Raw genomic sequence first — 12975 nt, forward strand, 5'->3', positions numbered from 1 at the left:
ACAAGAGTCTGTACTGGATTTTGAAGCCTTTTAAAGATCGGTCAACCGATCATATTGGCCTTAACTGATCGGCATTAGCCAATTGGCTCCCTTTTTATTGCTTATTTTATTAACTACAAAACCATCGCAGCAATCCAACCAAATGCGATTAACGGAATGTTGTAATGAATAAAGGTTGGGATAACACTGTCACGAATATGATCGTGCTGGCCATCAGCATTCAAGCCTGCTGTTGGGCCTAAGGTTGAGTCCGATGCAGGAGAGCCCGCATCACCTAATGCAGCGGCTGTGCCCACCAAGGCGATTGTAGCCGCCACTGAAAAGCCAAATGTCATTGCTAATGGAACATAAATCGTAGCAATAATTGGGATGGTAGAGAAAGAAGAGCCAATCCCCATGGTAATTAATAAGCCGACAACAAGCATCAATAGTGCGGCAAGCGCTTTATTATCGCCAATGATGTCGCCTAATGAAGTCACTAGGGTGCTGACTTCACCTGTTGATTTTACCACAGCAGCAAAACCTGCAGCTGCAATCATGATGAAGCCGATATTGGCCATCATTAGCACGCCTTGGTTAAACATATCTTGCCTCACATCCGCTTTGATAATGCCTGAGAAGCGGAAAATGAGAAAGCCCGTCAAGGCGCCAAAAATCATTGAATCAGTTTGTAGCTGCACCACTAAGGTTGCAAAAATGGCGAACAAAGAAATAACGATAGTTTTTTTGTTGATACTCACTGTTTTTTCAGTGGACTCGACATCTTTAATTTCATACTGACGTGGTTTACGGTAAGTGATAAATACCGCTATTAATAAGCCAGTGATCATTCCAAGAGCGGGTAGCATCATTGCCATTGGAATTTGCTCTTTAACAGCGCCAAGGCCGTTATTGTTTAAATTAGCTAACAAGATGTCATTTAAGAAAATACCACCAAAACCAATGGGTAAAATCATGTAGGTGGTTACTAAGCCAAAAGTGATGATACAAGCCACTAAGCGGCGATCAATGTTGAGCTTACTTAATACATGTAATAGTGGCGGAATTAAAATGGGAATAAAGGCGATATGAATAGGTAAAATATTTTGCGAGCTAATGGCCATGATTAATATTGACGCTAAGATCAACCAACGAACCACTAAGGTATTGGTGCTGTTTGGTTCTTTTCCCACTTTTTTAATGATGTTGTGGGAAATGAGCGTGGTTAAACCTGAGTGTGATAGCGCAGCAGCAAAGGCACCTAAAAGTGCATAACTTAACGCAATTTGCGCTCCGCCACCGAGACCATTATTAAAAGCTGTGATGGTTTGATGTATATCTAATCCACCAAATAGGCCAGCCGCGAGGGCACTAATGGTGAGCGCGATGACAACATTCACACGCATAAGACTTAATGCGAGCATTAAGGTGACAGCAATTACGACGGCATTCATATTAATTAATTCTTATTGAGTTGTGTTTTAGATAATTATTCTGAGCTTATTCTTATCTGTATAGGTATACATGTCCAGTTTATCTCTAACGAGTTTAAATGTTTTGCCTGCTTGTGATTGGGGTTTATGATTCTTGTAACAAGGCTTGTGAGGATGTTATTTTTATTCTTCATGTCACAGAATCTTTTTAATATGGAGCATTTATCAGCAGCTGAAATATTTTTCAGCATAAAGGGCTTATCTCTTTTATCAATAACGGGTAAGGTATAGCTCAAATATGAGAACAATATATCTATTTAGGTATGCATTAATGCGAGCTATCTCGCATATTGCTGCAGTTCGGGTATAATGCCATCCAGATTAACAGGCATTGTTTTAAATTTTTTCAATCCATAGATGGAGATATAAAATGAGCGTATTAGTAGGCCGTCCGGCCCCAGATTTTACTGCCGCTGCGGTTCTTGGTACTGGTGAAATCGTTGATAGCTTCAACCTAGCGACTGCTATTAAAGGTAAGCAAGCTGTTGTTTTCTTTTACCCACTTGATTTCACTTTCGTGTGTCCTTCTGAGTTGATCGCATTTGATCACCGTATTGAAGAATTCACTAAACGCGGTGTTGAAGTTATTGGTGTTTCAATTGACTCTCAGTTCTCACACAACGCTTGGAGAAATACTTCAGTAGATAAAGGCGGTATTGGTGAAGTTAACTACACGTTAGTTGCTGACGTTAAACACGAAATCTGTAAAGCTTACGATGTTGAGCATCCAGAAGCTGGTGTTGCTTTCCGTGCGTCTTTCTTAATCGACAAAGAAGGTCAAGTACGCCATCAAGTTGTTAACGATCTGCCACTAGGTCGTAACGTTGATGAAATGCTACGTATGATCGATGCATTACAATTCCACGAAGAGCACGGTGAAGTTTGTCCTGCTGGTTGGGAAAAAGGCGACAAGGGTATGACTGCAACCACTGAAGGTGTTGCTTCTTACTTAAAAGATAATTCTGACCAGCTTTAAGTTATTAGCTAGTTAGATCTAAAAAAGCTGCCAATGGCAGCTTTTTTGTTATTGGGACTTAATTAGTCCACAGTTTCTCTTTTTTAAAGCTGTTATATTTTTGCAAACAGCTAACATGCATGACTACTGAGCTGTAGGTGTTATCGCAGTCACAGCACTGGTATCAAGCTCTGCAGAAGAATCTTCAGTGTCTTCTGCAACTGGCATAGGCCAGCCACCTAACGCTTTCCATCGATTGACGATATAGCAAAAAAGTTCAGCAGTACGTTCAGTATCATATAAGGCGGAATGCGCTTCTTTATTATCAAAATCAATGCCGGCCATTTTACAGGCTTTGGCTAATACCGTATGACCAATAGCAAGACCTGCAAGAGTTGCGGTGTCAAAGGTCGCAAAAGGGTGGAATGGCGACCGTTTTAAATCATTTCGCTCAATGGCTTTATTTACAAAGCCAATATCAAATGCTGCATTATGGGCAACGATAATACAGCGATGACAGTCAGCAGCTTTTTGCGCTTTTTTAACCATCTTGAATATTTCTAGAAATGCTTGTTTTTCGTCAATAGCACCACGTAATGGATTGGTTGGATCAATCCCATTAAATGCTAAGGCTTCTGGTTCAAGATTGGCACCTTCAAAAGGCTCGATATGAAAGTGAATGGTTTTATCCAATTCGATTACGCCATCATCATTCATTTTAAGGGTGGTGACAGCTATTTCTAGCAACGCATCAGTTGCAGCATTAAATCCCGCAGTCTCGACATCGATAACTACAGGGAAGTAACCTCTAAAGCGGTGTTTGAATTTGTTTGCGTCGCAGATATCGCTCATTAAAAACCTCATTCTTCATTCTGGCGGCTATTATGCTAAAAGTGCGCCTCGGTGTCATGTTTGATCGGCGAATAATTCTGCTAAAGGAAAATTAAATACTGCCGATAAAAAATATGTGATCAGCAATCGGGATGTTTTTATGTGGCGTAAATTACTTTTAGTAAGCAGTTTTTGTTTTGTATCTTCAGCACAAGCTGATTTACAACAATATGTTGCGTCTCTTGATGACTCTATGTGGCGCCTAAGCGAAAATAGCCCGATAGAGTGTCGGCTTGAACATGACATCCCTGCATACGGCAAAGCTATTTTCACTAGTCGTGCTGGTAAAGACTTAAATTTGAACTTTAGTCTTGATATGTGGAATAAACCCGATCAAATCACCGAGGCGCAACTGATAAGTAAAGCGCCCCAATGGCGCCCAGGCGTTAATGCAAAAGAGATCACCACCTTAACTTACCATAAGCAGTTTAACGGTGAAGTGCCACGTAAAGCAGCTTGGTCGATGCTGACTGAATTAAGTAAAGGCATGCAGCCGACTTTTTATTATGCTGATTGGTATAACCGCACTGATAAAGTCGCGGTAGGGTTATCAGCAGCTAATTTTGGTGGTGAATATCGTCAATTCCGTTCTTGTTTGGCTACGCTATTACCTTATAGTTTTGACGATATCGCATTTACTGTACTTAACTATGAAGCAGGCGGCACCGCATTAACCCGTTTCTCTAAGCTTCAATTAAACCGAGTGCAGGAATACTTATCTTATGACTCTGATGTTGAGCTAGTGTTTGTTGACGCTTATACCGATAGTTATGGTGGGCGTTCGGTTAACCAAAGGGTATCGGATAGACGGGCCGATTCTGTGGCTGATTTATTAGTTGCCAGTGGCATTGAGCAAAGCAGAATCCATAAAACCGGTCACGGTGAAAGACGCCATGTTGCATCGAATCAACTCTCTGAAGAAAGAGATCGTAACCGTCGAGTAGTGATTAAAATTTCTAAAACGATTTAACCTACAGATGATAAATTTTCTAATTGGCTTAGTCGGGTGATTAGGCCTTTTTTGTCTCTACTATTTCTGTATTATTCTCGAAAAATAGGCAAAAAAATACCCGCTTAAAGTAAGCGGGCAAACAATTTGTATTCACAAATTCAAGGAAGGAAGTCAAGCATAAGAACCAGGGATAAGTTGAGGTATTGGGATACATCAACTAGAAGTTCTTGGTTTTCTATAACTCAGTAAGCTATGTCAACTTAATAAGCTATGTCCTGAAAACAAGGCGTATATTAGAGACTTTGCTCTAAGCTGACAAACTAGAAAAATTTCGACTTCGCATTAAAAAAACTAATGTGACTTTAGGTTGAGCTTTAGCGTTTAAGCACCCATTTATGAAGTAATAGCGCTATAAGTAAATGAATAATCATCTGGCGTGCATATTTAGTCGAAAGTGTGCGGTATTGGATGATAATCAATTGTTAAGTTATTCAATTAAAGTACCTGGCTAATTATTTTTATTCGAAATTATCTTGTGATAAGCCTATGAAATAGTCTTGTAATCCCTAAATAAATACAGATTTTCGCAATAATTATATTTTGAGGTATATTACTTTCAGGCATGAAGCCACAATGCAAAAGAAGGTTGCTTAAAATGATAATAAAAATGCCCTTATTACAGGGTTCACTACTCTCCATTGTCCTTGGAACTGCACTTACTGCTTGTCAACACGCACCAGACTCTACGGTAGAACAAGTCACAAGTACCACTAAATATTCTTATCCAAATACAGTCGAACAAGATTTGGTTGAAACACTACACGGTGTGAGTGTTGCCGATCCTTTCAGACATTTAGAGCAAAATACACCAGAAACTGAACAGTGGGTTAAACAACAACAAGATTTTGGTAGCCAGTATTTAAATAACATTAACAACAAGCAAGCTGTGGTTGATCGCATTACAGCATTATGGAATTTTGAGAAAGTGTCAGCGCCATTTGAAAATGGCTCAAATACTTTTTTCTATCAAAATGACGGGTTGCAGTCACAGTCTGTGTTGTATGTAACTGATAAAGCTGGCAATACCAAAGAATTACTTAACCCCAATACACTTTCTGAAAACGGTACCGTTGCGCTATCTGGTGTTTCGGTCAGTAATGACGGTAAAACACTGGCCTACGGCGTTTCAAAATCTGGATCTGACTGGCAGCAGTGGCAGTTCATTGATATTGCCTCAGGCGCAGCGCTGGCCGATAAACTGCAGTGGATTAAGTTTTCAACCGCCACGTGGGACGCCAATAACCAAGGTGTTTATTATTCTCGCTATGATGCACCAGCCGGTGGCGATGCACTTGCTGATGTCAATTTTAATCAAAAAGTGTATTACCACAAAATTGGTACCCAGCAAGCTGAAGATATACTTATTTATGAGCGCCCACAAAACAAAGATTGGGGCTTTGGGGCTGAAATAACCGAAAAGGGCGACTACTTATTAATAACTGTCTCTCAAGGCACTGATAGCCGCAATCGGTTCTTCTATAAGTCACTGCAATCTGCTGATGCTGAAGTGGTTGAGTTAATCACCGATTTAGAAGCTCAATATGTTTTCCTTGGTAATGATGAAGAGCATTTCTATTTTAAGACAGATTTAGATGCGCCAAATGGAAAAGTCATTGAGATAAATATTAATCGTCCAGAAAAAAAACATTGGCAAACAATTATCCCTGAGTCTAGCGATCCCATTAACGATATTGCGATTGTCCATGATCATTTTGTAGTGAGTTATCTACATGATGTATTAGGTAAAGTATCGATATACGGTTTAAATGGCACCAAAAGGCAAGATGTTGCGCTTCCAGGTAAAGGCCGTGTTTTAGGACCATACGGAAAACGCAGTAAAGATTATTTCTATTTTGCCTTCAATAGCTATGTGCAACCGCAAACGATTTATAAATTTGATTTTAGAAGCGGTGAAACCAGTTTATATAATCAGCCTAAAGTTTCGTTTAATCCCGATGACTACGTTTCTGAGCAAGTGTTTTATACCAGTAAAGATGGCACCCGTATTCCAATGATGGTGTCTTATAAAAAAGGGGTAACCCTTAATGGCGACAACCCTACACTGCTCTATGCCTATGGTGGCTTTTCGATTTCGATGACACCACGTTTTAGCCCTGCAAATATTGCTTGGCTTGATATGGGCGGAATATATGCCGTTCCTAATATCCGCGGCGGGGCAGAATATGGCGAAAGTTGGCATCAAGCAGGCATGTTCGATAAAAAGCAGAATGTGTTTGATGACTATTATGCTGCTGCGGAATACCTGATTGATAATGGTTACACCAACAAATCAAAGTTAGGCGCTTATGGTCGCAGTAATGGTGGTTTATTGATGGGCGCGGTATTAACACAGCGACCTGATTTATTTGCCGCAGTACTGCCAGCGGTCGGTGTGCTAGATATGCTACGTTTTCAGAAGTTCACCATAGGTTGGGCCTGGGTCAGTGAATATGGCAGCGCGGATGTGGCTGAGCAATTGCCTGCATTATTAGCTTACTCTCCGTATCATAATGTCAAACCTGGGGATTATCCTGCCACTATGGTGATGACAGCAGATCATGATGACCGCGTTGTGCCACTGCATAGCTTTAAATTTGCTGCTATGATGCAAAAACATCAACAAGCAGACAAGCCGGTGATTATGCGTATTGAGTCCAATGCTGGTCATGGCTCTGGTAAACCTACTGCCATGAAAATTGATGAAGCTGCGGATATATACAGTTTCTTGTGGCACAGTTTTGGTTTAGCCATTCCCGCTAAAATTCATTAGTGATAATTTATGTTGAGATTACTATCTTGAAAGGCCTAGATTTACAGCCTATTCGTGATGTTAATCTCAATTTTTATGTTACCTAAATGTAACTGCGAAAGGCGCTAACATTAAACTTTATTCATTTGCCGCTAATATCTCTGCAAAAGCCATATTTTAATGCCAAATTAAGTCTTAAACCCTAAAATAATCCCCGTTTTGCTAGGTCGCTTTGTTCACAAGCGTGGTGGTACTCGGTATAGTAAGCCATCTTTTATTACGCAAAATTCACAATCGCTAATTATGTTTACATGGCCTATTTCTATTTATTATGAAGACACCGATGCTGGTGGTGTTGTTTATCATTCGAATTATTTAAACTTTTTCGAACGTGCTCGCACAGAGTGGTTAAAAGCTATGGGAATAAAGCAAACTGAATTGTTAGCTAATGACATTGCTTTTGTGGTGAAACATGCTGAGCTAGACTTTAAAGTTGCAGCAAGATTCGAGCAGAACTTAATTGTTGAATCTGAGCTGACAGAATTAAAAAAAGCTTCGCTGATATTTAAACAGCGATTGCTAGATGATAATGGTGTTAGCTATTGTGAAGCCACTATTGTTGTCGCTTGTATTGCTTTATCTCGAATGAGACCTAGGGCTATTCCATCCAATATTGTGCAGGAGTTTAATCGTGCAAGCTGAAATTTCTTTTATCGGTCTTTTTTTAGAGGCAAGTCTTCTCGTTAAGTTAGTGATGCTAACCTTATTATGTTTATCTATTGCCTCGTGGGCGGTAATCATTCAGCGCCGTAAATTGCTCAATTCAGCCCGCGCTAAATCAATAAAATTTGAAGATACTTTTTGGTCTGGTGTGGATTTGAATAAACTTTACAAAGAGTTGTCAATTCGTGGTGAATCATTGACAGGCCTTGAAGCATTATTTGTCGCAGGCTTTAAAGAGTACTCTCGCTTGAGTTCAGCAAACAGTAAGTCTCCTGAAGCTGTTATGGACGGCACATCAAGGGCTATGCGAGTCAGTTTATCCCGTGAAGTTGAAAAACTTGATACTCATTTACCTTTATTAGCCACAATCGGTTCAACCAGCCCTTATATCGGCCTGTTCGGTACAGTATGGGGCATTATGAATTCATTTATTGCATTGGGCACAGTAGAAAATGCCACTTTAACTATGGTAGCGCCGGGTATTGCTGAAGCTTTGATCGCGACAGCTATGGGGTTATTTGCTGCTATTCCAGCTGTTATTGCCTATAACCGTTTCTCGACACAAGTAGAAAAACTTGAAATGGCCCACGTTAACTTTATGGAAGAATTTTCTAACATATTACAACGCCAAGCCTACAGCGAGAAGGAATCGGTGTAATGTATCAACGCAAGCGCCGCCGTCCAGTTGCCGAAATTAATGTTGTACCCTATATCGACGTAATGTTGGTGCTGCTTATTATTTTTATGGTGACAGCGCCAATTGTTTCACAAGGCATAAAGGTGGAACTACCTCAAGGTAAAGCTGAACCATTATCGGCAGAAAGCAAACCGCCTATCGTTGCCTCAATTGATGAGTTTGGTGAATACTTTCTGAATGTGGGCAGCGGATCAAATAACGATCCACTCTCATTAGATGAAATTTCAGTGCAAGTGGGTGCAATGATCCAGCTTGAGCCAGAAAGACCTGTAGTTGTAAAAGCCGATCGTCGCATAGCATATGAAAACGTGATTCAACTCATGGTCAGCTTACAAGGTGCGGGTGTGCCTGCGGTGGGCTTAATGACTGATTCGCCTGAGGAGTAGTTTGGTGGCTGTTAAATCTGAATTAACTTTACCCGTTGTTATTTCTGCCGGCATTCATATTGGGGTAATCGTGGTGCTTGCTTTAGGCATTAGTTTTGAAGATAAACCTAAACATTTACCACAAACTCAATCTGAACCCATCGTTCAGGCCGTTGTGGTTGATCAGCAGCGTATTAATGACCATGCTGAAAAACTTAAACAACAACGAAGCGATGCCGAGCGAAAAGAAAAACAACGTCAAGCTGAAATCGATAGGCAAGCGCGCAAAGCTAGAGAAGAAGTGCGAAAAGAACAAGAACGTATTAAGCAGCTTGAAATTCAACGTAAGCAAAAAGAGCAAGAAACCATAAAAGCCAATAATGCCGCTAAGGCTGCGCAGCAAAAAGAAGCTGCAGAAAAAGCCAAAGCAGAAAAGGCCGCTGAACTTCGTAAACAGCAAGAAGCGCAGCGTATAGCTGCAGAGAAAAAAGCTGAAGAAAAGCGCCAGCGTGAAGAAGCTGCAGCTGCTAAAAAGCGTGAAGAAGACAGAAAACGTAAAGAAGAAGCTGAACGTAAACGTAAAGCCGAAGAGGCTGAGCGTGCTCGCCAGGAAAAAGAAATGGCAGATGCAATGGCTGCTGAGCAAGTTGCCTTATCTGCAACCCGTAATAAACAGGTTGTATCTGAGGTAAACAAGTATACCGCGATGATTAAATCAACTATCCAACGTAATTTGGTTGTTGATGAGTCAATGCGTGGTAAAAGTTGCCGCGTGTTAATTCGATTAGCGCCAGATGGCTTTGTTACCGCGAGTCAAACATTAAGTGGCGATCAAGTTGTTTGTCGTGCAGCGAAAGCTGCGATAAATAAAGCAGGGCGGTTACCGGTTTCTTCTGAAGCTGATGTGTATAACAAAATGAAAGAAATTAATTTAACCGTATCACCGGAATTTAATTAAAGGGGTCACATGAAGATTTTGGCAAAATGGTTAACACTATTTGTAGTTCTTGTAAGTAGCAGTGCGAATGCCGCATTAGATATCGTTATTACTGAAGGTGTTGATGCTGCAAGACCTATCGCGGTTATGCCGTTTGTATGGCAAGGTACAGGGCCAGCACCTGAGCGTATCAGTGATGTGGTGACCAGTGACTTAGCTCGCAGTGGCACATTTAGTCCGCTTGATGCGCGCAGTTTACCGCAAGCAAATATCAGCACTGTGAAAGAATTTACCTCTCAAGTGTGGAATTCAACGGCATCTGAAGCGTTATTAGTGGGCTCAATTAAGCCTTATGGCAATAATCAATATTTGGTGAGTTTTGATCTGATTGATTTAGTCAAAGCCCAGCTACAAACTGATAAAGGCCCAATGAAAAACAGTGAACTACTGCTTGAGAGCCGTGAAACTGTTATCAGTGAAGCACAGTTTAGACAATATGGTCACCGCATTAGTGACATTGTTTATGAAAAACTAACCGGTATTCGTGGGGCGTTTTTAAGTCGAGTCGCTTATGTTGTCGTTAAACAAGGTGAAAAATCTCCTTACCATTTGATGATTGCCGACTATGATGGTTATAACGAGCAAATGTTACTTCGCTCGCCAGAGCCGTTAATGTCACCAAGTTGGTCACCAGATGGCAGACGTTTAGCTTATGTGAGCTTTGAAAACCGTAAAGCGGAAATCTTTGTGCAAGATATTTATACCCAAGAGCGTACTAAAGTCAGTTCTCATCAGGGTATTAATGGCGCACCGAGTTTCTCACCAGATGGTAAAAAGCTTGCTGTGACACTATCTAAGGATGGTCAGCCTGAAATTTACGTAATCGATATTGCCAGTAAAGCGATAAAGCGCATTACTAATCATTATGCTATCGATACTGAAGCATCGTGGATGCCAGATGGAGAGTCACTTATTTTTACCTCTGAGCGCGGCGGAAAACCGCAAATTTACCAAGTGAAACTCAGCACAGGTAAAATTTCACGTATGACCTTTGAAGGCGAGTGGAACTTAGGTGGCACGATCACTCCAGATGGTCGCAGTATGATTTTTGTAAACCGTACTAACGGAAAATACAATATTGCACGAATGGACTTGCAAACCCGTTTTATGCAAGTGCTGACATCAACGACCCTTGACGAGTCGCCAAGTATTGCACCAAATGGCACCATGGTTATTTATGGTACTACACACCAAGGCAAGCAAGTGCTCGCTGCGGTGTCTATGGATGGACGATTTAAAGCAAGATTACCCGCAGGTCAAGGTGAAGTTAAATCACCAGCCTGGTCACCATTTTTATAATATTAATAAGGATTTCCAATGAATCTGAATAAGTTGTTTAAAGCTATGTTAGTTGTTGTACCTGTTATGGCATTAGGTGCATGTAGCACAACTTCAGAATCTGAAACCGATGCAAGTGGTTCTACAAGTGGCTCAACCACAACTACTGGCGGTGAATACGGTTCTGGTGGTGTTGAAACAGGAGGCGTTGCACCAATCTTAACGCCTGAAGAGCAACAACGCGTAGAGCAAGAAGAATTACGCGCTCAAAATATCATTTATTTTGATTTTGACCGCAGTGAAGTACAAAGCGAAAACGCTGCCATTATTCAAGCTCATGGCAATTACTTAGTTGAGCATCCAAATGTTCGTGTATTAATTGAAGGTCATGCTGATGAGCGTGGTACACCTGAATACAATATTGCTTTAGGTGAAAGACGCGCTAAAGCTATTGCGAAATACCTTCAAAGTATGGGTGTACAACCAAGTCAAATGAGTGTTGTTAGTTATGGTGAAGAAAAGCCATTAGATTTCTCTCGAAGCGAGAGTGGTTTTGCTAAAAACCGTCGTGGTGTTTTAGTTTACTAATCATCGCGGTTGAACTGACGTAATAGGAAGGCCAGCACTTGTTGGCCAGTTTAGGAGTTTATTGATGAAACATGCTGTTTTATTTGCTGCAATGTTTTTTGCTGCTGGTGCCACTGCTGCGCCAGCGCCGGTGCAAGATCTTGCTGGTGGTTCAAATGACGATCGTATATCTCGTCTCGAGCGTATCATTAAAGCAAAACAACAAACGGAATTTGAAGCGCAGCAGCGTTTAGATACTTTGCAACGTGAAGTGTTAGATTTGCGAGGCATTACTGAGCAGCAAGACTATCAAATTAGTCAAATGTTACAGCGTCAACGTCAGTTGTATGAAGAAATTGCTAATTTATCAGCTAGTGCCGCGGCGACTACGGTTACCGTTGCTGAAAATAATGCCGCTTCAGCAGGCCCATCTAGCTTAGGTGAAACTGCAAGTTACGAGCAAGCGGTGAATTTAGTGCTTAAAGAGCGTAAGTACGATGAGGCTATTCCTGCTTTTAGTGATTTTATTAAGCAATACCCTGATTCCACTTATGCAGCAAATGCAAATTATTGGTTAGGGCAACTGTTGTTTAATAAAGGTACCTTTACTGAAGCGAAGCAAGCTTTTGATGCAGTGGTCACTAAATATCCTAATTCTAATAAGCGTGGTGATAGTTTAGTTAAGTTAGGCATGATTGCTGAAAAAGAAGGTGATAAAGCTACCGCAACTGCTTTTTACAATCGAGTGCTTAAAGAATACACAAATAGTGCATCGGCACGTTTAGCACAGCAACAATTGTCTGCGTTGTAACCCTAATTTAACCTAAAAACAGCCTCTTAGTTTGTTTTTAGTGCAAACGGCAAAAAAACGCTAAATTGCGCTTGCATGAGCAAATGAAAAAGGTATTATAGGCGCCCTCAGAACGGAGCGACGTTCTGGGGTCATTTGAATGAGTTAGATTAACTTATTTTGATGGCAGATTGATTGAATACTATTTATAGGCTTCAATTATTCTGAAAGCTTTAAGATGGGTCGTTAGCTCAGTTGCTTGTTCAAAACAGACAGTTGGCTTTTGTTCCAATCAAGACTTTAGTGTTGATAAAACCAAGATGGGTCGTTAGCTCAGTTGGTAGAGCAGTTGGCTTTTAACCAATTGGTCGAAGGTTCGAATCCTTCACGGCCCACCACTTTTCTGAAAGTGAGATTGCCTGTTAGGCTTTAATTCAGACGTAATGCCTCGTTACGTAAAACCCAGATGGGCCGTTAGC

12 protein-coding genes and 1 tRNA gene are annotated in these 12975 nt (G+C 40.9%); 11 read left to right on the top strand and 2 right to left on the bottom strand.

The features are described 5' to 3' along the window. Positions 1 to 113: 113 nt before the first annotated feature. On the bottom strand, positions 114 to 1433 hold the full coding sequence (locus Q4546_RS18610; protein WP_102476130.1) for a Na+/H+ antiporter family protein: 1320 nt from the start codon (positions 1431 to 1433) through the stop codon (positions 114 to 116). Positions 1434 to 1842: 409 nt separating this feature from the next. On the opposite strand from Q4546_RS18610, the gene Q4546_RS18615 reads away from it, so the two are divergent. After that, a complete protein-coding gene (locus Q4546_RS18615) occupies positions 1843 to 2448 on the top strand; it encodes a peroxiredoxin (protein WP_102440499.1) in 606 nt (201 codons plus the stop codon). Positions 2449 to 2571: 123 nt separating this feature from the next. On the opposite strand, the gene rnt is transcribed toward Q4546_RS18615, so the two are convergent. Beyond that, complete coding sequence (gene rnt / locus Q4546_RS18620) at positions 2572 to 3279, bottom strand: ribonuclease T (RefSeq protein WP_102440500.1); 708 nt, start codon at positions 3277 to 3279, stop codon at positions 2572 to 2574. A 139-nt stretch (positions 3280 to 3418) separates the two neighbouring features. Between rnt and Q4546_RS18625 the strand changes: the two genes are divergently transcribed. The 10 genes from Q4546_RS18625 to Q4546_RS18670 all read left to right on the top strand — a co-directional run bounded on the left by Q4546_RS18625 (position 3419) and on the right by Q4546_RS18670 (position 12894). Then, positions 3419 to 4288, top strand: a complete 870-nt coding sequence (locus tag Q4546_RS18625; RefSeq protein WP_102440501.1) for an OmpA family protein — start codon at positions 3419 to 3421, stop codon at positions 4286 to 4288. Between the two features lie 637 nt (positions 4289 to 4925). Beyond that, entirely contained in the window at positions 4926 to 7100 is a 2175-nt protein-coding gene (locus tag Q4546_RS18630; RefSeq protein ID WP_303446822.1) for a prolyl oligopeptidase family protein, read from the top strand. 279 nt (positions 7101 to 7379) lie between these two features. Then, the gene (ybgC, locus tag Q4546_RS18635; protein ID WP_102440503.1) at positions 7380 to 7781 is read left to right on the top strand and encodes a tol-pal system-associated acyl-CoA thioesterase; all 402 of its coding nucleotides are present in this window, start codon (positions 7380 to 7382) and stop codon (positions 7779 to 7781) included. After that, positions 7771 to 8460 (top strand): protein TolQ, encoded by a 690-nt coding sequence (tolQ, locus tag Q4546_RS18640; protein WP_076536823.1) that lies wholly within the window; start codon positions 7771 to 7773, stop codon positions 8458 to 8460. The genes ybgC and tolQ overlap by 11 nt, the downstream gene beginning before the upstream one ends. After that, the gene (gene tolR / locus Q4546_RS18645) at positions 8451 to 8885 is read left to right on the top strand and encodes a protein TolR (protein WP_303446823.1); all 435 of its coding nucleotides are present in this window, start codon (positions 8451 to 8453) and stop codon (positions 8883 to 8885) included. The genes tolQ and tolR overlap by 10 nt, the downstream gene beginning before the upstream one ends. Before the next feature lie 4 nt (positions 8886 to 8889). Beyond that, positions 8890 to 9822 (top strand): cell envelope integrity protein TolA, encoded by a 933-nt coding sequence (tolA, locus tag Q4546_RS18650; RefSeq protein ID WP_102436501.1) that lies wholly within the window; start codon positions 8890 to 8892, stop codon positions 9820 to 9822. Between the two features lie 9 nt (positions 9823 to 9831). Beyond that, positions 9832 to 11160, top strand: coding sequence for a Tol-Pal system beta propeller repeat protein TolB (gene tolB / locus Q4546_RS18655; RefSeq protein ID WP_102476132.1), 1329 nt, complete (start codon positions 9832 to 9834; stop codon positions 11158 to 11160). 18 nt (positions 11161 to 11178) lie between these two features. Further along, a complete protein-coding gene (pal, locus tag Q4546_RS18660) occupies positions 11179 to 11727 on the top strand; it encodes a peptidoglycan-associated lipoprotein Pal (protein ID WP_102436493.1) in 549 nt (182 codons plus the stop codon). 64 nt (positions 11728 to 11791) lie between these two features. Next, entirely contained in the window at positions 11792 to 12517 is a 726-nt protein-coding gene (gene ybgF / locus Q4546_RS18665) for a tol-pal system protein YbgF (RefSeq protein ID WP_102436491.1), read from the top strand. A 301-nt stretch (positions 12518 to 12818) separates the two neighbouring features. Beyond that, positions 12819 to 12894: transfer RNA gene (locus tag Q4546_RS18670), tRNA-Lys, on the top strand. Positions 12895 to 12975 lie beyond the last annotated feature (81 nt).

Source organism: Shewanella sp. 4_MG-2023 (genome assembly GCF_030548015.1).
Taxonomy (GTDB): domain Bacteria; phylum Pseudomonadota; class Gammaproteobacteria; order Enterobacterales; family Shewanellaceae; genus Shewanella.